The sequence below is a fragment of the Bradyrhizobium sp. LA6.1 genome, assembly GCF_040547805.1.
GTDB classification, from domain to species: domain Bacteria; phylum Pseudomonadota; class Alphaproteobacteria; order Rhizobiales; family Xanthobacteraceae; genus Bradyrhizobium; species Bradyrhizobium barranii.
In genome coordinates, this window is the sequence record NZ_JBEPQK010000022.1 from 55,302 (window position 1) to 76,661 (window position 21,360).

General features: G+C 64.6%; 20 protein-coding genes. 12 read left to right on the forward strand and 8 right to left on the reverse strand.

Annotation, left to right across the window (positions count from 1 at the left end; all coding sequences use genetic code 11):
• Positions 1 to 250: 250 nt before the first annotated feature.
• The 3 genes from ABIB99_RS37400 to ABIB99_RS37410 are packed head-to-tail and all read right to left on the reverse strand — an operon-like array spanning position 251 to position 3,630.
• Positions 251 to 1,123 (reverse strand): ABC transporter permease, encoded by an 873-nt coding sequence (locus ABIB99_RS37400; protein WP_063981848.1) that lies wholly within the window; start codon positions 1,121 to 1,123, stop codon positions 251 to 253.
• Complete coding sequence (locus ABIB99_RS37405) at positions 1,120 to 2,061, reverse strand: ABC transporter permease (RefSeq protein ID WP_028149199.1); 942 nt, start codon at positions 2,059 to 2,061, stop codon at positions 1,120 to 1,122. Before ABIB99_RS37405 ends, ABIB99_RS37400 begins: the two co-directional genes overlap by 4 nt.
• Before the next feature lie 57 nt (positions 2,062 to 2,118).
• Positions 2,119 to 3,630: an ABC transporter substrate-binding protein gene (locus ABIB99_RS37410; protein WP_283017296.1), complete on the reverse strand. Its 1,512-nt coding sequence runs from the start codon at positions 3,628 to 3,630 to the stop codon at positions 2,119 to 2,121.
• A gap of 221 nt (positions 3,631 to 3,851) precedes the next feature.
• Between ABIB99_RS37410 and ABIB99_RS37415 the strand changes: the two genes are divergently transcribed.
• From ABIB99_RS37415 to ABIB99_RS37435, 5 genes are read left to right on the forward strand one after another with little or no spacing between them, the layout of a single operon-like run.
• Positions 3,852 to 5,060: an ROK family transcriptional regulator gene (locus ABIB99_RS37415; RefSeq protein WP_354180628.1), complete on the forward strand. Its 1,209-nt coding sequence runs from the start codon at positions 3,852 to 3,854 to the stop codon at positions 5,058 to 5,060.
• Positions 5,057 to 5,833 (forward strand): glucosamine-6-phosphate deaminase, encoded by a 777-nt coding sequence (gene nagB, locus ABIB99_RS37420; RefSeq protein WP_354180630.1) that lies wholly within the window; start codon positions 5,057 to 5,059, stop codon positions 5,831 to 5,833. The genes ABIB99_RS37415 and nagB overlap by 4 nt, the downstream gene beginning before the upstream one ends.
• Positions 5,830 to 7,425, forward strand: coding sequence for a gamma-glutamyltransferase (gene ggt, locus ABIB99_RS37425; RefSeq protein WP_354180632.1), 1,596 nt, complete (start codon positions 5,830 to 5,832; stop codon positions 7,423 to 7,425). Before nagB ends, ggt begins: the two co-directional genes overlap by 4 nt.
• Before the next feature lie 36 nt (positions 7,426 to 7,461).
• Entirely contained in the window at positions 7,462 to 9,087 is a 1,626-nt protein-coding gene (locus ABIB99_RS37430; RefSeq protein WP_354180634.1) for a dipeptide ABC transporter ATP-binding protein, read from the forward strand.
• A gap of 34 nt (positions 9,088 to 9,121) precedes the next feature.
• Positions 9,122 to 10,351, forward strand: a complete 1,230-nt coding sequence (locus ABIB99_RS37435) for a Gfo/Idh/MocA family protein (protein ID WP_354180636.1) — start codon at positions 9,122 to 9,124, stop codon at positions 10,349 to 10,351.
• A 92-nt stretch (positions 10,352 to 10,443) separates the two neighbouring features.
• On the opposite strand, the gene ABIB99_RS37440 is transcribed toward ABIB99_RS37435, so the two are convergent.
• The 4 genes from ABIB99_RS37440 to madL all read right to left on the reverse strand — a co-directional run bounded on the left by ABIB99_RS37440 (position 10,444) and on the right by madL (position 13,946).
• Positions 10,444 to 11,592 (reverse strand): ABC transporter substrate-binding protein, encoded by a 1,149-nt coding sequence (locus ABIB99_RS37440; RefSeq protein WP_259256507.1) that lies wholly within the window; start codon positions 11,590 to 11,592, stop codon positions 10,444 to 10,446.
• A 465-nt stretch (positions 11,593 to 12,057) separates the two neighbouring features.
• Positions 12,058 to 12,744 (reverse strand): GntR family transcriptional regulator, encoded by a 687-nt coding sequence (locus ABIB99_RS37445; protein WP_354180639.1) that lies wholly within the window; start codon positions 12,742 to 12,744, stop codon positions 12,058 to 12,060.
• On the reverse strand, positions 12,745 to 13,509 hold the full coding sequence (gene madM, locus ABIB99_RS37450) for a malonate transporter subunit MadM (RefSeq protein WP_354180641.1): 765 nt from the start codon (positions 13,507 to 13,509) through the stop codon (positions 12,745 to 12,747).
• Complete coding sequence (gene madL / locus ABIB99_RS37455; protein ID WP_354180643.1) at positions 13,506 to 13,946, reverse strand: malonate transporter subunit MadL; 441 nt, start codon at positions 13,944 to 13,946, stop codon at positions 13,506 to 13,508. Before madL ends, madM begins: the two co-directional genes overlap by 4 nt.
• 193 nt (positions 13,947 to 14,139) lie before the next feature.
• Here madL and mdcA point away from each other — a divergent pair, with 193 nt between their 5' ends.
• The 7 genes from mdcA to ABIB99_RS37490 are packed head-to-tail and all read left to right on the forward strand — an operon-like array spanning position 14,140 to position 20,172.
• Positions 14,140 to 15,786, forward strand: a complete 1,647-nt coding sequence (gene mdcA / locus ABIB99_RS37460; protein WP_354180645.1) for a malonate decarboxylase subunit alpha — start codon at positions 14,140 to 14,142, stop codon at positions 15,784 to 15,786.
• Positions 15,787 to 15,796: 10 nt separating this feature from the next.
• Positions 15,797 to 16,114: a malonate decarboxylase acyl carrier protein gene (mdcC, locus tag ABIB99_RS37465; RefSeq protein WP_354180647.1), complete on the forward strand. Its 318-nt coding sequence runs from the start codon at positions 15,797 to 15,799 to the stop codon at positions 16,112 to 16,114.
• The gene (locus tag ABIB99_RS37470; RefSeq protein ID WP_354180649.1) at positions 16,111 to 17,025 is read left to right on the forward strand and encodes a biotin-independent malonate decarboxylase subunit beta; all 915 of its coding nucleotides are present in this window, start codon (positions 16,111 to 16,113) and stop codon (positions 17,023 to 17,025) included. The genes mdcC and ABIB99_RS37470 overlap by 4 nt, the downstream gene beginning before the upstream one ends.
• Positions 17,012 to 17,752: a biotin-independent malonate decarboxylase subunit gamma gene (gene mdcE / locus ABIB99_RS37475; RefSeq protein WP_354180651.1), complete on the forward strand. Its 741-nt coding sequence runs from the start codon at positions 17,012 to 17,014 to the stop codon at positions 17,750 to 17,752. The genes ABIB99_RS37470 and mdcE overlap by 14 nt, the downstream gene beginning before the upstream one ends.
• Complete coding sequence (gene mdcG / locus ABIB99_RS37480) at positions 17,745 to 18,392, forward strand: malonate decarboxylase holo-[acyl-carrier-protein] synthase (RefSeq protein ID WP_354123485.1); 648 nt, start codon at positions 17,745 to 17,747, stop codon at positions 18,390 to 18,392. The genes mdcE and mdcG overlap by 8 nt, the downstream gene beginning before the upstream one ends.
• Positions 18,389 to 19,252: a triphosphoribosyl-dephospho-CoA synthase MdcB gene (gene mdcB, locus ABIB99_RS37485; RefSeq protein WP_063981834.1), complete on the forward strand. Its 864-nt coding sequence runs from the start codon at positions 18,389 to 18,391 to the stop codon at positions 19,250 to 19,252. The genes mdcG and mdcB overlap by 4 nt, the downstream gene beginning before the upstream one ends.
• Positions 19,252 to 20,172: an acyltransferase domain-containing protein gene (locus tag ABIB99_RS37490; RefSeq protein ID WP_084795019.1), complete on the forward strand. Its 921-nt coding sequence runs from the start codon at positions 19,252 to 19,254 to the stop codon at positions 20,170 to 20,172. The genes mdcB and ABIB99_RS37490 overlap by 1 nt, the downstream gene beginning before the upstream one ends.
• On the opposite strand, the gene ABIB99_RS37495 is transcribed toward ABIB99_RS37490, so the two are convergent.
• Positions 20,112 to 21,137, reverse strand: a complete 1,026-nt coding sequence (locus tag ABIB99_RS37495; RefSeq protein ID WP_354180655.1) for a hypothetical protein — start codon at positions 21,135 to 21,137, stop codon at positions 20,112 to 20,114. The genes ABIB99_RS37490 and ABIB99_RS37495 overlap by 61 nt on opposite strands.
• Positions 21,138 to 21,360 lie beyond the last annotated feature (223 nt).

A 21,360-nucleotide genomic window follows, 5' to 3' on the forward strand; every position in this document is an offset into this window, starting at 1 on the left:
GCCTGTGTCCGGGCAGCGCTCCTGCTGGAAGCCTAGCGGCCCCTATCCCACGGCGGGCTTGATACAGATCAATGGCGCGCCCAATGCTCGCGCCAATACACGCTAGTCTACGACGAGCACGTCATCGACCTGTGTCATCGGATCTGCGCGCTGCAGCGCTCGGACGAGATCGGCTTTGGTCTGCCGCCTGAAATCAAACAGCCCTAGGCCACGCCGCGGAGTCCCCCAGCGGAACAGGCTCGTCTTCCATCTAGTGCCTGGGATTGAGGGCATCATTCAGGCCGTCACCCATCAGGTTGAAGCCGATGACGAGCGCAATGATCGCGAGGCCGGGCCAGAAGGCCATCCATGGCGCCTCGCCGAGAAATTGCCTGGCAACGTCAAGCATGGCGCCCCATGAGGGGGCCGGAGGAAGCTGGCCAAGCCCCAGAAAGGCCAGGCTCGCCTCGGCGAGAACTGCAATCGCCATGGTCAGCGTCGCCTGCACAATCGTCGGCGCAAGCACGTTCGGCAGCACCTGTCCGGTCAGGATGGCGAGATGGCCGAGGCCCTGGGACCGGGCCGCGGCGATGTAATCCTCGGTGCAGACAACCAGCGTCTCGGCACGCGCGACACGAACGAACACCGGCACGGCGGAAATGCCGATGGCAATCATCGCATTTTGCAGGCTGGGGCCCAGGAACGCGGCGAGCGCAATCGCCAGCACCAGAAAGGGGCAAGCGAGCAGCGCATCGGCGAAGCGCGAAATCACCATGTCGGTGAGGCCGCCGAAATAGCCCGCCATGAGACCAAACGGAAGGCCGATCAGCACCGCGACCGTCACGGAGACGATGCCGGCGGAAAGCGAGGCTTGCGTGCCGAAGATCACGCGCGACAGCACGTCCCGACCGAGATCGTCGGTGCCGAACCAATGTGCCGCACCGGGTGCCGCGCGAATCGCCATCCAGTCCGGCGAGTTTGGATCGTACGGCGCAATCCACGAGGCAAACACCGCCAGCACGACGAAGAACAGGATGATCGTGGCCCCGATGACGGCGGATGGTTCGCGCAACAGGCGACGAATTTCCGAAGGAGCGGCGGCGCGTGCCTGACTTGCGACCGGCACCGTCTCAATCGAGCTCATGATCTGAGCCTCGGATTGAGCAGCACATACGCCACGTCGGCAATCAGGCTCATCAGGAGGAATACGGCTGCTGTGCAGAGCACGACCGCCTGAACCACGGCATAATCGCGGCTGAACACGCCGTCGACGACCATCTTGCCGAACCCCGGGATGGAAAAGACCTGCTCCGTCAACACCGCGCCGGCCAGCAATTCGCCAAATTGCAGTGTGCCCAGCGTGACCACGGGGATCAGCGCGTTCGGCAGCGCATGACGCAGCACGATGGTGCTTTCGCGGACACCCTTCGCGCGGGCGGTGCGCACGTAGTCCTGCTTCATCGCCTCGATCATCGCGCCGCGGACATGGCGCATCATGATCGCAGCGGTGCCGGTGCCGAGCACCAAAGCGGGCATCAGCATCGAAAGCAGGTTGCCTCCCACGCTCTCGGACGGCGGAACGAAACCTCCGGCCGGAAGCCAGCCGAGATTCACCGAGAACAGAAGGATCAGCATGATCCCCAGCCAGAAATGCGGGATCGACAGTCCGGCAAGCCCGAACAGACTGGCGCCGTAGTCGAAGGGCGTCCCGCGCCCCAGCGCCGCGAAGATCCCGATCGGCAACCCGACGAGCAGCGCGACCAGCATCGACAGCATCGCGAGCTCAGCGGTCACCGGCAATTTTTCCGCCAGCATGGTGCCGATCGGCAATCGGGTGCGTACCGACGTACCGAAGTCACCGTGCACCAGGGCTTTCAGCCAGACGGCGTATTGCACCGGGATCGGATCATTGAAGCGATACTTCTGCCGAAGATATTCAACGACTTCGGGATTACGCTCTTCTCCGGCGAGCGCCAGCGCAGGATCGCCGGGCAGCAGTTTCTGCAGACCGAACACCATCATCGACACCAGCAACAGGGTCGGCAGCAGGACGGCAAGCCGGCGCAGAAGCAAGCTCTTCATCGGGGCAGACTGGTCCTCACCAGGGCGAGCGCATCGGCGGGCGCGAGGCGTTGCGCATCAATTCACAGGCCTGACACCGACCAGACGCAACAGACCGTCCGGCACCATGACGATGCCGCCGACCGATTTGCGGGCCGCAAAGAACCAGTTCGGGTGATGGAGGGGAATCGACGAGAGCGCCGTCAGGTAAATGTCCGTCGCTTTGGCGTAGAGTGCCTTGCGCTTGGCTTCGTCAGCCTCGCCCCGAGCCTGGTTCAGGATCGCATCGAGATCCTTGTTGCAGTACTTGTTGACGTTCTGGGAGCCCGCGCAACTGAAAAAGGCGACCAGCGTCGGGTCCGGGTCAGCGCGGCCGCTCCAGTTGCCGATATAGGCTTCGAAATTGCCGTTCATGTAGCGCTCGATGGCAGTGGTCGTTTCCATGGGCAGCAGCTTGACGTCGAAACCGGCCTCGCCCGCCATCGACTGTATGATCTGTGCGACCCGGGAATCGCCGGCCGTATTCTCGTACTGGATCTCGACCGGCACGCGAGTCATTCCGGCGGCGGCAATCATTGCCTTGGCCTTGGCAACATCGCGAGCCGGCGCCTTGCGCGCGCTATCGTAGAACGGAGATGACGGCGGGATCATCTGGTTATCCGCCAGGAACTCGCCGTTGAAGGCAACGCGGTTGATGACATTGCGATCGATCGCCAGCTCAAAGGCCTGACGCAGCGTCGAGTTCTTGCCGAGTGGCGTATCGGCCTTCGCGCCCGCGCCGACATTGAACATCAGATGCGAGACGGCAAGTCCCTGGCCGGAATGCAGGGCGAGGTTGGGATCGTCGCGTACAGTCTTGAGATCGGTCGGCGCGATACGCTCCGCGAGATCGAGATCGCCCGCCCGGACGCGTGACAATCGCACGGTCGAGTCGGGAACGTAGTAGTAGACGACCTCGTCATAGCCGACCCGTGCAGCGTCCCAGTAGCCGGGATATTTCTTGACCCGAATGAGGTCGCGCGACTTGCGCTCGGCAAATTGATACGGACCGGCACAGACCGGCGCGGCTGCAAATTCCCCGGCTTTCTCCGTGGCGGCCTTGGGCGAGACCATCATGCCGGCACGATCGCTGAGATTGGCAAGCAGCGGCACGAACGGCTCCGACAGGTTGAACTTCACCTTGTCCGCGGCAAGCGCTTCGACGCTCGCGACCGGCGCCAGCTCGGCCTTGCGCTTGGAATCCGGCATGGACTTCATGCGCTCGATATTGAACTTGACTGCCGCTGCATCGAACGCGGTGCCATCGTGGAACGTGACGTTCTTGCGCAGCGTAAACGTGATCGACTTGCCGTCCGCGGACCACTCCCATGCCTCCGCCAGCTGCGGCACGATCTTGAGGTCGGGGGAGATATCGACAAGCTTGTCGCACAGCGCCGCAAACACGAAGCGGCCGGAGTAAGTGCCGCTGAGTGCCGGGTCGAGCGCATCGGGATCGTCCTGAATGCCGACCCGCAATGTCGCGGCACTCGCCGAGACAAGGCCCGATGCGATCATCAGAATTGCCGCCAACGCCGTGCCCGTCCGCTTCATACGGAATTCCTTTCGTCGCACGCCTATCCCAAGGCTTCCAAGGCTCTGCTGTTGAAGGTCAAGACAAGCACGACTGAACCTATTTGTAAATGTCTCGAACAAATCATGGAACTAAATTACAATACGTCGCTTTCGAGAGCGCAAAATCCTCGCACCGCACCCCTTGACGACAGATCACGCGAGGTATTAGTTCGGTATGTTGACTAATTGGATTGAGGCCCATGCCAGACGCCCCCTCATCGCCCGTTGCGCGACAGCAATCCGTGCGCCTTGTGGTAGAGCGCCTGCTGCGCGATCGCTCGGTATCGCGCGCCGAAATCGCCCGCAGCACGGGCCTGTCCAAGCAGACCATCTCCGAAGTGATGCGTGATCTCGAGCGCGACGGCTGGGTCCATGAGGACGGTCAAATCCAGGGCAGCGTGGGGAGAAGCGCCGTCACCTATGCGCTCCGGCCGGATGCCGCCTTCGTGTTGGGTATCGACCTTGGCGGCACGAAACTGCACGTCGCACTTGCCGATCTGCACGGTGAGATCGTCGCCGAGAGCATCGAACCGACATCCTGCGACGGCGGCGCCGCCGTGGTCGCACAGATCGATCGCATGAAGGATGCCCTGCTTCAGCGTGCGTCCGTATCGGCGCAACGTTTGCGCGGCGGCGTGATGGGAAGTCCGGGGATGGTTGACCCAGCGTCGGGCAGCATCGTCATCGCGCCCAATATCCCCGGACTGGATAGCCTGGACGTGAGGGCCGCGCTGCGCGAACGGCTCGGAATCGACGTCGCCATCGAAAATGACGTCAATCTCGCCGCAATCGGGGAGCACTGGCGCGGCAACAGCCGCAAGGCGCGCAGTTTCGCCTTCATCGCAGTCGGCACCGGCATTGGCATGGGCATCTTTTCGAACGGCTATCTCGTGCGCGGCGCACGCGGGGCGGCCGGCGAGATAGCCTACCTGCCGCTTGGGGGCGATCCCTACGATGCGCGCGGTCTTCGGTTCGGCACCCTGGAAACCGCGATCGGCAGCGCCGGCATTGTCGAACGCTACATCGGGCTCGGCGGCGCGCCCGGCAGTACCGTGCGCGATGTCTTCGATCGGCTCGCGGTCGAGGAGGCGGCACGAGTGACGATCGACGAGATCGGCCGGATCCTCACGACCGCGATCCTGGCGGTGCACAGCATCCTCGATTCGGAAATCATCATCATGGGCGGCAGCATCGGCGCGCGGCCCGAGTTGAAGGTCCGGATCGATGAACATCTGGGACGCTGCATGCGCGAGCCTGTTCGTATCGAGCTCAGCGCGCTCGGCAATCGCGCCACGCTGATCGGCGCGATCGGCAGCGCGATCGACCTCGTGCATCGCTCGTTGTTTGGCATCGGCAAGGATGCGGGCCCGCTGGCCCTTCCTTTCACGGCAGCAGATGTCGCGGCATGAAGGAGCAGGCGCCGAGAATCGAAGTTGTCGGCAATGCCGCCGCCGTCGCGGAACGCGCAGCCGCGCTCGTCATCGCGCGGCTGCACGATCGGCGGCCGGTTACCCTCGGTCTTGCGACCGGAGCGACAATGGCGCCGCTCTATGCCCGCCTTGTCGCCGCGACCCGCGCCGGCCTCATCTCTTTCCGAACGGTGTCGAGTTTCAACCTCGATGAATATGTGGGCGTTGCCCCCCAATCGCCCGGAAGCTTCCATGCCTATATGCAGCAGCATTTGTTTGGGCATGTGGATATGGAAGCCGGTCGGGCAGCAATCCCCGATGGCACGGCCGACGACGTCGCCGCCGAGGCCGTGCGCTATGAGGCGAAGATTGCGGCTGCCGGGGGCATCGACCTGCTGCTCCTCGGCATCGGCGCCAACGGCCATATCGGCTTCAATGAGCCAGGTTCGGATTTCGCCTCACGTACCCGCGAGGTCAGGCTCGACGAAGCAACCCGCATCGCGAATGCCATCAATTTTCCCGATCCGGCGTCGGTTCCCGAACGTGCGATCACAATGGGAATAGCGACAATCCTGGAGGCTCGGAGCATCCTCCTTATCGCCAGGGGACCGGAGAAAGCAGCCGCGGTCGCAGCCGCGATCGAGGGTCCGATCGCAACAGCATGTCCTGCCTCGGCACTCCGCCTGCACGGCAACGTCGATATCCTTTGCGATGAACCGGCTGCCGCAGCCCTCGCCACGCGGCCTCACAACAACAATCGGAGAAGGGCATGAGCTGGGGACAGCGCGATTTCATGGTGCCGGGGCGCTCGCTGGCGGTGGGCGACCGGGGCATGGCCGCGACCTCTCATCCGGCTGTCACGCTCGCTGCGGTCGAGATCCTGCGCAGTGGCGGCAATGCAGTCGATGCCGCCATTGCCGCGATCGCCCTCCAGGGTGTCATTGATCCGCATATGACCGGCATCGGCGGCGACTGCTTTGCGATCTATGCTCCCGCCTCCGGCAAACCCGTCGCTGTCAACGGCTCGGGCCGAGCGCCGGCGAAGGCCGAGCTCGGCTGGTTTCGGCAACGCGAGCTGGCGTCGATCCCGGACGATTCACCCCATGCAGTGACAGTTCCGGGTGCGGTCGATGCCTGGTGCCGCCTCTCTGGCGACTATGGTTCAAAAGGCCTGGACGAGGTTCTGGCGCCGGCGATCCGCGCGGCCGAGACCGGCTTTGTGGTGACGCCCCGCGCCGCACTGGATTGGGCACGCTACGCCGATCGCATCGAACGACATCAGACTGGCGTACCGGTCTATCTGCCCGGTGGCGCTGCGCCCGCCGTCGGCAGCAAGCTCAATCATCCCGCACTCGGCGCGACGCTACGCCGGATTGCACGCGAGGGACGCGCCGCGTTTTACGAAGGTGCCGTCGCCGAAGAAATCGTCGCGACATTGAAGGCGCTGGGCGGAGTGATGCAGCTTGAAGATCTCGCAAGTGCCCGATCGGAGTACGTCGAGCCGATCAGCGCCGACTACCGCGATCATCAAATCCTGCAATGCCCGCCTAACGGACAGGGCGTCGCGGCGCTGCTGATCGCCCGCATCCTTGCCGGCTTCGACATGGCCAGTCCGGCGCTCGGCGAGGCGGATCGCATTCACCTCCTTGCCGAGGCAACCAAGGCGGCCTACCGGCAGCGCGACGCGCTGGTCGCCGATCCGGAATTCCGTCCGCTCGATGTCGACTCGCTACTCTCGGAGGCGTCAGTCGCGGCATTGCGCTCCTCTATCGACCGGAGGCGTGCCAGCGCATCAGCGGATTTTGACATGCCTGTTCATCGTGACACGGCTTACGTTGCGGTCGCCGATCGCGACGGCAACATGGTATCTTTCATCAATTCGCTTTTCTTCGCGTTCGGCAGCGGCATCTACGCTCCGCGCGCTGGCGTGCTATTGCAGAACCGGGGTTCGGGATTCTCCCTTCTCGAAGGACATCCCAATGCGATTGCGCCGCGAAAACGTCCCTTTCACACCATCATTCCGGGTCTGCTGGCGAAGCATGACAAGCCGATCATGGCCTCCGGCGTGATGGGTGGACAATACCAGGCGGCGGGACATATGCAGATCCTGAGCGGCGTGCTCGACCGTGGGCTCGACATTCAGCAATCCTCGGATGCGCCGCGCAGCTTTGCGTTTGATGCCACGCTGAGCCTCGAACCCACGATTCCCGGCTCCGTCGCCGACGAATTGATTGCGCGCGGTCATCGCGTGATCTGGGCGGACGAACCGCTCGGAGGTTGTCAGGCCGTGCACGTCGATCTTTCCAGGGGCGTCATTCTCGGCGCGTCCGACCATCGCAAGGACGGCATTGCACTGGCGGCGTGACCAGGATGAGAAAGACGTGATGTCGGATCGGACAGCATGAGCGAGACAACGGAGGCGATCCTCTCGATCGAGCGGCTGACGCTGGCGCTGCCCGCCGGCGGGGATCGTGCCTCTGCCGTCGAGGACGTTTCGCTTGCTCTGCATCCGCGACAAATCCTCTGCGTCGTCGGGGAATCCGGCTCCGGTAAATCGGTCTGCGCCTCTGCTGTCATGGGCCTGCTGCCCAGGGCCATTCGCCCGGTTGCAGGGGCCATACACTTTGAGGGGCGCGATTTGCTGAACCTCCCCGCAGCAGAATGGCGGACGTTGCGCGGGCGACGCATCGCGATGATCTTCCAGGAACCGATGACAGCGCTCAATCCTGTGATCAGGATCGGCGACCAGATCATGGAAGCGTTCGAGGCGCACGGACAATTCACGCCAACCGAGCGGCAGGCCCACTTGCGCGCCCTCCTCGAAGAGGTAGGCATGCGCGACCTCGAGCGGATCATCCATAGCTACCCGCATCAGTTGTCGGGTGGCCAGCGTCAGCGTGCCATGATCGCAATGGCCCTTGCGCTCGAACCATCGATCCTGGTCGCGGACGAACCAACCACGGCACTCGACGTCACGACACAGGCGCAGATCCTTCGGTTGATCCGGGACATTCAGCAGCGGCGCGGCATGGCGGTGCTGTTCATCACCCATGATTTCGGCGTCGTCGCCGACATCGCGGACCGCGTCGCGGTCATGGAGAAGGGTCGCGTCGTCGAACAGGGGTCCGTGGAGGACGTGCTCGAACGCCCGCAGCATCCCTATACGCGCCGGCTGCTCGCCGCGGTGCCCGGCGGGACCCCGCCGGTTCGGGTCCGGGTCGAGGACGAACCGATCGCCTGCGCCGCGACTGGACTTGCGAAGATCTATCGTGGCAGCGACTGGTTCAACTCGCAGACCGAGGTCGCAGCCGTAAAGAATGTGACCTTCGAAATCCGGCGCGGCGAGACGCTCGGCCTCGTCGGAGAGTCCGGCTCGGGCAAGAGCACGATCGGTCGGCTGGTGATGCGTCTCACCGACGCCGATGCGGGCGTGGTCCGTATCGGCGAGCTGGATTTCTCCGAGGCTCGCGGTGCCCGCCTGCGGGCCGCCCGCAAGCATGTCCAAATGGTATTCCAGGATCCTTTCGCCTCGCTCAATCCACGTCGCCGCGTCGGGCGAATTATCGCCGACGGGCCGATCGCGCACGGCGTCCCGCCGGCGCAGGCCTTCGCGCGTGCCGAGAAACTGCTGGCGCTCGTGGGTCTCGACCCGAGCGCCGCGCGACGCTTTCCGCATGAATTCTCCGGAGGGCAACGCCAGCGGATCGGAATTGCGCGCGCGCTGGCGCTCGACCCGGAGGTGCTCGTGGCCGACGAACCGGTGTCGGCGCTCGACGTCTCTGTCCAGGCGCAGGTGCTCACCTTACTCGAGACATTGAAGGTGCGGCTGCGGCTGGCGGTGCTGTTCATCACCCACGATCTCAACGTCGCGGCCCAGGTCTGCGATCGGATCGCAGTGATGCGCCTCGGAGAAATCGTCGAGATCAGGCCGACGGCAGATCTGCTGACACGGCCGGAGCATCCCTACACGCAGGCACTGCTGGCCGCGATCCCGGGCAGACAACGCAGAACGCCCACGTCGGTCTGAACCACCACATTTTTCATTGAAGGAGGTCTCTGACATGCAGAAGCTCACGGAACTTCCAATGCTGCGCATCGGCCTTGTCGGCAGCGGCTTCATTGCCGCATTCCATCTGCAATCCATGCTCGGCGTGCGCAACGTCAGCGTCGGCGGCGTCTACAGCCGTTCCGCCGAGCGGCGGACGCGCATTGCCGACAAGGCGCGCAATCTTGGCCTTGGGCCGGCGCATGTGTTTGACAGCATCGAGGCGATGGCCATGTCCGGCGAGATCGACGCGCTTTGGCTGCTGACGCCGAACGACAGCCGCCTCGACATCATGCGCGAGATCCACCGCGTGACCAAGGCCGGAGCTCCCCTGCGCGCCATTGCCTGCGAAAAGCCACTCGCCCGCACGCTTGCCGAAGCACGGGAAATGCGCAGGCTCGTCGAAGATGCAGGCCTGCTTCACGGTTATCTGGAGAACCAGCTTTTCTCGACCGCGGTGATGCGCGGCAAGGACATCATCTGGCGGCGAGCCGTACCCGGAAGTGGACGCCCCTATCTCGCGCGTGCCGCCGAGGAGCATTCAGGGCCGCACGAGCCATGGTTCTGGCAGGGCGACAAACAAGGAGGGGGTGTGCTCTCCGACATGATGTGCCATTCAGTCGAGGTCGCACGCTTCATGCTGACCGCGCCAGGCGCAAAGCGCGACTCCCTACGGCTGGTCAGTGCCAGCGCCACGACGGCCAATCTCAAATGGACGCGCCCCTACTACGCTGCCGACCTCAAGAGGCGAATGGGGGTCGATTTCACCAATCGTCCGGTCGAAGATTTCGCGCGCGGGATACTTACGATGGAAGATAGAGACGGGCATCAATTGATGATCGAGGCGACAACCTCATGGGCGTATGTCGGCGCGGGCCTGCGCATCCAGCTTGAATTACTTGGTCCCGAATATTCGATGGAGTTCTCCTCGCTCTCAACGGGCCTCAAGGTCTTCCTCTCCCGCGCGATCAGCGGATCAGAGGGCGAGGACCTCGTCGAGAAGCAGAATTCCGAGCAAGGTCTGATGCCGGTTGTCGAGGACGAAGCCGGCATCTACGGCTACACCGACGAGAACCGCCATATGGTGGAGGCATTCAGGCGAGGCATGAGTCCGGCAGAAACCTTCGATGACGGGGTCGGCGTCATGGAAATGCTTATGGGACTCTATCGCTCCGCAGAGCTTGGCCGGACCATCCATTTCCCCGATCCCGAACTCGAACACTATGTTCCTCTCGTGGCGCGCTGACGGCGTGAAGCCCTGTCCTCCAGGCTGAGGAGTCGAGATCACCGACGAGAAGCTCGGCTTCAACATCGCGTCTTCCCGAGGATGGCGCTCTGCTATTTAGCCAAGCGGAACTTCCCACCCTCGACCTTGATCAAAAAGGCTGAGCGTTCATCATAGCCGTTGTGGTCGGTCTTGCTCATGTTCGACAGCCCGTTGTTGAGATAGACGTTCTCCCCGCGCTCGAGTTCGTCCCGCAGAGCTGCACGAAACTCGGGCGTACCCGGCTTCGTCGTCTTCAGCGCGTTCGGAGCAGCTTTCCCGATCAGCGCAACGACATCCCAGAGGTGAGCCGCGAACATATTGGGCTTCTGACCGTTCACCGCCTCATAGGCCGTCACGAACTGCTCCGTCGCGTGACGGAACGGATCTCCCGCCGGAAGATCGGCCGCAACGGTAAAGGCCTCGCCGGCGAAAATAGCGCCTTCGACGGTCGCGCCTCCGAGCTTGATGAACTCCTCGCTGGCTACGCCATGCGTCTGAAAGATCTTTCCGGTGTATCCGCGCTCACGGAGCGCCTGTTGCGGCAGGACCGCCGGGGTGCCTGCGGAAGCAATGAAGACGGCGTCAGGATTCGTCGACATCACCTTCAACGCCTGGCCGGTGACGCTGGTGTCCGCACGCGCGTAGACTTCATGTGTCGTCACCGTCAGGCCCAAGGTCGGCGCAAGGCGGCTCACCTCCTTATAGTAACCTTCGCCATACCCATCCGAAACACCGATAAAGCCAAGCGTCTTCGCGCCGGATTTCGCGATGTATTTGAGAATAGCGCTCGCCATCAGGTCATCGTTGGGGACGACCTTGAAGGCCCAGGCCCGTTTGTCGTCCAGCGGCTGAACGATGGCGGTGGCGGCTGCAAGCGATAGCAACGGCGTCTTCGACTCCAGCGCGACGTCGAGCATCGGCATGGTCACCGGCGTCAGAGAAGACCCGACCAGCACATCGACCTTGTCCTGGATCACGAGCCGGCGCGCGTTCTGGATCCCTTTGGTGGAGTCAGACTCGTCGTCCAAGATGATGTAGGTCACCTTCTCTCCGCCGATCTCTTTTGGCAGAGCTGCGACAGTCTTGAGCTGGGGTTGCCCCAACGCAGATCCCGGGCCGGTGGCCGAAATCACAATTCCGACTTTAATTTCCGCATGCGCCGCGTATCCATAAAGTACGCAGGCCACAACAAGACAAACTCGCGTGAAACCGATCGTCATGCAGCTCCTCCTTGTCCGCCCCGGTACTTCGGCCAGTTGCATCGGCCCCCGCGGGCAGCATCAAGGACCCGGAGGAGATCGTCCGATGTTCAAGCCCTGTCCCGGGGTTACGAGCAACCAGGCGAGCGACCCTAAGCGGATCGCAGGGCCGTGTCTGTCCCTATGCCTAGGGACAAGGACCCGCGTCTCAAGCCAGGCGCTGGCCCAAGCCGCAGGAGTACGGTTCGTTGCGTATGTTTTGCTTCGGACTATTGGCCTAACAGCTTCCTGATACCTGTCAAACCGGCACGCAGGAACGGATCTGAGTGGATGTAGAAATATTTGACGCCGCGCTCAAGCCGCTCGGCGCGATGCGAGCGCGGCGCGCCTCGATCAGGCAGAATGGGCACGCGACCTTACCAATAGTCCATGCCTGCGGCCGCCGGATGCGGTCAAGCTATCGGGTCGATCGTGCGATCAGGCTACTCAGCCGAGGCGATCATCGATGTAGCGCCTGAGCGCGGACGCGGCATTCAGCATGTGCGCACGCATTCGGCGCGCTGCGGTCTCTCCGTCACCTTCCGCGATCGCCTGCATGATGGCGTCATGCTCGTCGCGGGACCTGCGAATGCGATCGCCCTGCCGCAATTGAGTGCGGCGGAAGGCGCTGAGCCGCGAACGCACGTCCTGCGCCTGCTCGGCGAGAAACGAGTTGTGCGTTGCGCGGTAGATGCATTCGTGGAATTCCCGGTTGAACGCGTCATAGGCATCGACATCGTTGGCCTCGACCATCTTGAGCGAAGCGTCATGGAGCTCGATCAGATGGCTGCGCTCGAGCGGCGTCATGCGGTAGGTCGCGAGCCTGACGCACATGGCTTCCACCTCGGCGCTGGTCTCGAACATGTCCATGATGCGCTCCGGCGTCATGCGCGCAACGACGAGGCCGCGGCGGCCGCGCACCTCGACGAGGCCGCTGACCACGAGCTGGCGAAGCGCCTCCCGCACCGGCGTGCGGGAAGCTCCAAAACGATCGGCAAGCTGCTGCTCTTCCAGGGCCGAACCGGCGACGAGCGCACCTGAGGCAATCTCGTCCGTGAGCGCATTCCGGATGCGATCGGAGAGCAGCCCGCCATCGTCCTCCGCGTCGACTGCGACCTTCAATACTTCTGCCATTCAGCCTCCCGTGATCGCGCGCACCGCGAAGTAAAGGATCGAGGGCGCGACCAGGCACCCGAGCCCGGTGTGGAATGTCGCCGTCAGCGCACCATAGGGCACCAGACGCCGGTCCGTCGCCGCCAACCCTCCAGACACGCCGCTGACCGTTCCCATCAAGCCGCCAAACACCATCGCGCTACGCGGATTGTTCAGGCCGATCATCTTCGCCACAAAGGGCGTGCCGATCATGACGATCACCGCCTTGAATACACCGGTCGCGATCGAGAGCGCAATAACCGGTGAGGATGCGCCGATCGCCGCGCCCGTGACCGGGCCCACGATGTAGGTGACCGCACCGGCGCCGATCGTCGTCAACGATTCCGCGTCAGTGTAGCCAAACGCCGCGGCGACGAACACGCCGAGAATGAACGGCACCACCGTTCCCAGTCCGAGTGCGACCGCACCGATCGCCCCGGCCTTGCGCGCATGGACGACATCGACCTCGAAGGCGGTGGCGACGATGGCGAAATCGCGCAGCATCGCTCCACCCATCAGGCCGATCCCGGCCAGGGCTGGCAGGTCGGCCACGCCCTTCTCGCCGCCGGTGGAGATGCCTCCCCAAAAGGCCAGCGCAAGGCCCAGCATGATCGCAATCGCCGAGGCGTGAATGCGCCCGAAGGTGAGATATTTCGAGATCGCTCCGGAGATCCACATCAGGATTCCGACGGCCGCGAACGCAGTGATCAGCGCATTGGCGGCGAGAATGTGAGACATCATGGTCATCCGATCCTCCCGGACTTGAAGTGGGGCACAGGTGCAGCGAGTGCCTCGGCCTCTCGCGCCTCGATCTCGTCCATCGTCTCGACACGACCGCTGAACCGCCCGATCAGGGCCACCATCGCGAAACACACCGCGACCGCGCCGATCCCCGCAATAACGACGATCGGACCGCCCTTTGCCGCGGCGACCACGTTCTGCTGCGCGGCCATGGCGACCACGATCGGAATGTAGAAGCTGCCCCAGAACTCGACGCCGGTCTTGAGCCCGTGGCTGAGTATGCCGTGCCGCATCAGCCAGAGCCGGGCCGCGATCAAGAACATCATGGCGATGCCCACGCCGCCGACATTGGCCTTCACACCGAGGGCGATGCCGAGCAGGTCCCCCAACAGGCCCCCTAAGAGGGTGCAGATCGCGAGCAGCGCTACGCCGGAAATGGTCACGGGCGCCTCCCCTCGGCGAGCAGGGCACGATCCCCAGGACTTGGACTATCTGCATGCATTCGCATTGTAAATTCCCTCCTGTGTATGCGAATATCCATCGCTTATGAGTTTGTGCATACACTAATTGACATTCGAGAGCAATACGCATACATTAAGGCAATCGAAAGCCAACCCCGCATGCCAAGGAGCCGAAATGAGCGATTGGGGTATGCAAAAGGCCGCCCTAGCGGAGCGCCTGGCGGCCGGCGGCCAGCACGCGAAGGGCAAGATGGTGCCCATTGCGAACCTGCCTGCATTCCTGAGGGCGGTGATCCGGTCAGGGGACCGGGTGTGCCTGGAGGGCGATAATCAGAAGCAGGCCGACATCCTCGCCTCGGCGCTCGCGAACCTCGACCCCCAGGATGTCCATGACCTGCACATGGTGCAGTCGGGGGTGGTCCTGCCCGCCCATCTCGACATCTTCGACAAGGGAATCGCGCGACGGCTCGACTTCTCCTATTCGGGGCCGCAAGCGGCCCGCATCGCGCGCATGCTGTTCGGCCGCAAGATCGAGCTCGGGGCCGTGCACACATACCTCGAGCTGTTCGCCCGGTATTTCATCGATCTCACGCCGAACGTCGCACTCATCGCGGCGGTGAGCGCCGACAAGGACGGCAATCTCTATACGGGGCCGAACACCGAAGACACGCCGACGGTGATCGAGGCGACGAGCTACAAGAACGGTCTCGTCGTGGCGCAGGTCACCGAAATCGTCGACAAGGTGCCGCGCGTCGATATTCCCGGCGACCTCGTGCATTTCGTGGTCGAGGCCGGCCGCCCCTTCTATGTCGAGCCGCTCTTCACCCGCGACCCGGCCGCGATCACCGAGACCCAGATCCTGACCGCAATGCTCGCGATCAAGGGCATCTACGCGCCCTACGGCGTGCGCCGGCTCAACCATGGCATCGGCTTCAACACCGCCGCGATCGAGCTGCTGCTGCCGACTTATGGCGAGAGGCTCGGCCTCAAGGGCAAGATCTGCACCCATTTCGCGCTCAACCCGCATCCCACGATCATTCCGGCGATCGAATCCGGCTGGGTCGACCAGATCCACTGTTTCGGCTCGGAAGTCGGCATGGAGGATTACGTCGCGGCGCGTTCCGATATCTTCTTCACCGGGCCCGACGGCTCCTTGCGATCGAACCGCGCCTTCTGCCAGACGGCGGGCCTCTATGCCTGCGACATGTTCATCGGATCGACGCTCCAGATCGACCTCGAGGGCCACAGTTCGACGGTGACGACCAGCCGCATCGCCGGCTTCGGCGGTGCGCCTAACATGGGCTCCGATCCGCGCGGCCGGCGCCACCCGAGCGAGCCCTGGCTCAAGGCCGGCGCCGAAGCCGATCCCGATTCCAACGCGGCGCTGCGCCGCGGCCGCAAGCTGGTGGTGCAGATCGGCGAGACCTTCGGCGATCGCAATGCGCCGCTGTTCGTCGAGCGGCTCGATGCGCTCGATCTGGCGCGCGAGCTCAAGCTCGATCTCGCGCCGGTGATGGTCTACTCGGACGACGTCACCCACATCGTCACCGAGGAAGGCATCGCCAACCTCTTGATGTGCCGGAGCAAGGACGAGCGCGAGCAGGCGATCCGCGGCGTTGCCGGCTACACCGACATCGGACGCGCGCGTGATGCGAAGCTGGTCGAACAGCTCAGGCAGCGCGGCGTGATCCAGCGCCCCGAGGATCTCGGCATCGACCCGCTCAACGCCGACCGGCGCCTGCTGGCGGCCCGCTCGATCAAGGACCTCATGCTGGCCTCCGGCGGTCTCTACCGCCCGCCCAGCCGCTTCCGCAATTGGTGAGGAGTTTTGCATGGAAAAGCTCAGCTTCAGACTGACTGCCCCGAGATGCGCCGGCGGCACCCGCACCCAGGCGATCGTCGGCGTCGTCGCCTCCGGCAATCTCGAGGTGCTGCTGGAACGGGTCTCGCCGGCCGACATGTGCACGATCGACATCGCAACCGCGGCCCATGGCTTCGGTGCGGTGTGGGACGCCGTGGTCCGCGACTTCGTCGCCCGCCGCTCTGCCGGGGGCTTACGTATCTCCATCAATGACGGCGGCGCGAGGCCCGACACAGTGGCGCTGCGCCTTGCGCAAGGCGTCCGCAAGATCGAGGAGCCGGAACGATGACAGCGGCCACAGCCGACAATGTTTCGCTGAGCTGGTACGAGGCCAGCGCCCGCCAGCGCATCGACGCGCTCGTCGACGCCGGCAGCTTTGCCGAACTCATTGGCCCCGAGCTGCGCGAGATGAGCCCGCATCTGGCGATCTTCGATCTGCCGGAGCAGTTCGACGACGGCATCGTCGTCGGCCGCGGCCGCCTTGACGGCACGCCCGTGCTCGTCGCGGCGCAGGAGGGACGCTTCATGGGCGGTGCCTTCGGCGAGGTCCATGGCGCCAAGCTCACGGGCCTCTTGCGCGCCGCGCGTGCGCTTCATCAAGACGTACTGATCCTGTTCGACACCGGCGGCGTGCGGCTTCAGGAAGCCAATGCGGGCGAGCTCGCCATCGCCGAGATCATGCGCGCGGTGATCGAGGCGAGACGCGCCGGCATCCACGTCGTCGGCCTGATCGGCGGCCGTGCCGGCTGTTATGGCGGCGGCAGCCTGATCGCCGGCACCTGTTCGCGCCTGATCATCTCGGAACAAGGCCGGCTCAGTGTCAGCGGCCCCGAGGTGATCGAGACCAACAAGGGCATCGAGGAGTTCGACTCGCGCGATCGCGCGCTGGTGTGGCGCACGATGGGTGGCAAGCACCGTTACCTCATCGGCGGCGCTGATGCGTTCGTCGACGACGAGGCGCAGGCGTTTCGTCAGGCGGCGGTCGACGCGCTCAAAGCCAACAGACGATGCGACGTGGCGGTGCTCGAAGCCGAGCAGACGCGCCTCGAGCGGCGATTGCAGCGTTTCGGCGAGGCCGAGGACGCCATCGAGATCTGGCAGACGCTTAGCATCGACCAGCCGACCCAGATCCCCGCACTTCCGACCGGCGCATTTCTTCGCGCGGCAAGCAACAGGGAGAACGCCGATGACGCTCGATGACATCCTGGCCAGTCTCTTTCCGAACGGCAGCAAGATCGCAACCACGGGCGCGATAATCGCGGGACAGGCGATCCTTCCCGATGGAGGTCGCGTCCACGTGCTGGGCATCACGCAGGGTCAGCCGCTCGGCGTCGACGAGGCGATCGTGCTAGCAGGGCGCGTGATCGAGATCGTCAAATTCGGCGATCGCGCGCCGATCCTGGTCCTGGTGGATTCCGCCAGCCAGCGCATGAGCAAGCGCGACGAGCTGCTGGGGCTCAGCGAGTACCTGTCGCATCTCGCCAAGGCCCTGCTGCTGGCGGAAGCCGAGGGACACCGCACCGTCGGCCTGCTCTATGGCGCCAGCGCGGCCGGTGCGTTCATCGCCACCGCGCTCGCCACCGGCACGCTGGTGGCGCTGCCCGGTGCGCATCCCGCGGTGATGGACCTGCCGTCGATGGCGCGGGTCACCAAGCTGCCGATTGATGTGCTGAAGGCCAAGGCGGAAGCGACGCCGGTGTTCGCGCCGGGCCTCGACAACATGGTGCAGACCGGCGGCATTCACGCTGTCTGGAACGAAAGCGCCCCCTTGGCGCCGCAGCTTGCGGCCGTGCTGCAACGGCCGCAGGGAGAGGACGATCGCGCGCGGCTCGGCGCCGAGCGTGGCGGCCGGCGGAAGGCGGCCGAGATCGCCGATCGGGTTGTCACGCTCGCGGCAGCCGCGCATCAGGGGGCGCCACATGGCTGAAGCCCTCCAGCGCCATACGATGGTGACGGCCTCGGCCACCGGATGGGCGGCCGCGATGAGCCGAAATCCCGCGCTTGCCAGCGAGCCGATCATCGAGGGCTGGGCGCGCGCCGGCCGCCCGCTCGTGGTTCGCAGGCCGGCCTGCAACGATCTCGCAGGCATGATTCCGCTTGGCCTGCCGCTGCCGCCGAGCCACGGCAAGCGGCGTATCGCCGTCGCGCTCGCCCCCGGCGAACTCATCACGCATGCTCCACCGCCATTGCTGGCGGATGCGGCAACATCGGCGCCCGCGTCGTGGCGCCAGACCATCGACCTGCTCGTCCGCCTTCTGCCGGAGACGCGCACATTCGGCAGTCTGGCCTGGCAGCATCTCACCGGCCTGCCCTATCTGTCCGATGGATCGGACCTCGACCTGCTCTGGCCGCTGTCGTCGGCGAGGCACGCGAACACCCTACCGTCCGACATCGCGCGGATCGCAGAGACGGCGCCGATGCGGCTCGACGGCGAGATCGTCTATCACGCCGGCGGCGTGCAATGGCGCGAGCTGACCGGCGCTAACGAGGACGAAGTCCTCGTCAAGGGCGCGGCCGGCGTTCATGTCACCATGCGTGCGGCGTTTCTCGCGGGTGGCGCGTCATGAATGTCGCGCTGAGATGGCAAGCGCCGCCGCAACGCGCGCTCCGCGCGGAGCAGCTCGGTCATCTCGCATCACTGTGCCTGAAGCTCGAAGTCGAGACCTATCCGAAGCCGGGGCTCGTCAGCCACGTCGACAACGGCGCGCATCGCGATATGGACGCCGGGCTCCTGTGCCGAAGTGCCGACACGCTGGCTCCGTTCTTCCACGACCTCGCAGCCGCGGGCGCCGAGGGCGCCGGCATGGACCGGTTGCGCGCGATCGGGGTTGCGGCGGAGCGCGCGATGTTGGCGGCGACCTCAGGTGTGAACACGCATCGCGGCGCGATCTTCGGACTGGGTCTGCTCTGCGCCGCGGCCGGGTATCGCGGCGCTCTCGGCATTCGCAAGCCGCTCGGCGAATTGGTGTCGCAACGTTGGGGCGACGCCATCTACGCAGGCCCGATATCCCTGCGTAGCCACGGCGCCGTGGCGTCACGTCGCTACGGCGCCGGCGGCGCCAGGGCGGAAGCGGCTTGTGGCTTCCCCTCCGTCTATGACATCGCCCTTCCCGCGCTGCATGCGGCGCGGACGCTCGCGCCTCGGGATGAGGAGGCGGTCCGGGTTCAGACCTGCATGGCGCTGATCGCAGATGTTGCCGACACCAATCTGTTGCACAGGGGCGGAGTTGACGGATTGCGCTTCGCGCAGGCTAGCGCATCCGCATTCCTTGCCGCAGGCGGAATCGGTTGCCCAGGCTGGCGCAAGCACGCCGACGGCATTCACCAGGCGTTCGTCGCGCGCAATCTCAGTCCGGGCGGATCGGCAGATCTGCTCGCCATGGCTCTGTTTGTGGACGCTCTCTTCGTCGATCGGCTGGCCCCCTGATGCTTGCACTGCTCTGCGGCGGACAAGGCACCCTGTCGGACAATATCTTCGATCTCGTCGCCGATCGGCCTGCTGCGGAATCGGTCTTCGCCGCTGCGACCGCTTGTCTCGGCGAAGATCCGCGGAAGTTCATAAGGACGCGCCGCGCGGACGAGCTGTCCGCCAACCATGCCAGCCAGATCCTAACCGTCACATCGGCGCTCGCGATCCACGCCTGTATCGCGGACTTGCTGACTGAGGGCACCGCTGTCACGGGCTACAGCGTCGGCGAGATGGCGGCCTGGAGCGTTGCGGGAATATGGACCGCCGCCGAAGCGTTGCGACTGACCGATATCCGCGCCCGATTGATGGACGGCGTGGCGGGGCCGGATGGGCGGCTCGGCTATGTCCGCGGGCTCGAACGAGCTACGCTCGAACACCTGCTCGAGACGCACCGCTGCGAGATCGCAATCAGGAATCCCGGCCTTCTTGTCGTGGTTGGAGGCGCGGAGTGCGATGTCATCGCCCTCTGTCAGGAGGCGACGACACAGGGCGCCGCCCGCGCCGGTCTTCTCGCCGTTAAAATCGCCTCGCATACGACGCGTCTCGAACCGGCCTGCACGCCCTTGCAGCAAGCGCTTGCGACCAGCAGACGCGCTCCTGTCGCAGACCAACGAACCCTCCTCGCAGGGGATGGCGGCGAGCGCATCTTCTCCGTGACCGATGCGACAGCAAAGCTCGCATGCCAGATCGCGCGCCCGATCGACTGGGCGGCGACGCTGGAGGCTCTCGTAGAGCTCGGGGTCGATCAAGTCCTGGACCTCGGTCCAGGACACGCGCTTGCCGAGATGACGCAAGGCTTCCATCCATCGATCCGCTGCTACGCCGCCGACGGATTTCGCACGATCGATGGTCTGCGAAACTGGGTTGTTTCCGAATAGGCACGGCGCCCGGCGGCTCGCGATTGAGCGAACGCATGAAATTTCTCGAGAGAACTCGCCCTCGACAAGAGAAGCCTCCAGATACTCACCGCGATCGGTGCTGAAAGCTGTGGTGTTGAGCGACGCCAGGCATTGCCCCATAAGCCCTGTTGGGCCCAAACCAGGGAGCCGCGCCGCCAGGGAGCTCGAGGCCCATTCTGCCTGCCGGCGTCAACTCGCCGCTGGCAAGCGAATAATAGCTGGGGCAGCAGCGCGGCCCGCCGAATGGTTAGACTCGCGCTCAAGACGGAGACAAGCCCCAAAGCCATCAGCAGCATGCCAAGCCAGGTCCAAACCCGTCCGTCATCGCCCGCCTCTGCGGCGGAAAAGGCGAGCGGCGCCGCCGAGGCGGCAACCACGTCACTGGCGGCTGGCGCCGCCGCAAGGAGTGCCTCCACGTCGACCTGGCGCGGCGTGAACTCGTCGGCCGTGAGCCGGTCGCGTTTGGAAAGGGGGGCCGGCGACGCGCGGGTTGCGATCCCGGTGGCGAGGACGGGACTGGCATCAACCACCTGCGCGGGCACGGACGGGCTCGGCCGGGACGTATCCGCAGGTGCGGAGCGCGGCAGCTCCGCGCGCGCATCCACCACCGTCTTCCGCTTGCGCGCCGCGGTCTGGTTCTCTTCGGCCGCGGCGACACGATGTTTGGTGGCGCGTTGCTGAACCAGCTTCTTCGCCCTCTCAGTTCCTTCGGCGATCTGGAACCAGCATCTGCGCTGGCCTTCCACCCGATAGACCCAGTGCTGGCCATCGGCGGTCGACTTGCCGGGCCGCGTCAAGCACTCTGCTTCCGCGGAAGCGGGCGCAGGGGCTGTGGCGGGACCGGCATTGAAGAGTTCGGAAAGAGGCGTCGAAAACGCGGATGATGTCGAGAGACCTGCAATAAGCGTAAAAGCGGCGCAATAAACTCGCAAATGACCGGACATGGAAAACCCCGGTGTTGCGCCCCTGCCCGGACGGGAGCGTTGGCCGTGACCTAGGTCGCAATGCGACTTAAATCCGGCAACGCCGTGGATTCATTTTGGCCGCAGGCGATCTGGCCGTCAGCTCGATTGTCCATTTTCGCCATCCCCTCAAGGTCGCACTTTCAAGCATCGGCCCACGCAAAGTTGCAAAGGCTGTTTACCCGAACGGATGTAGCCGATGTTA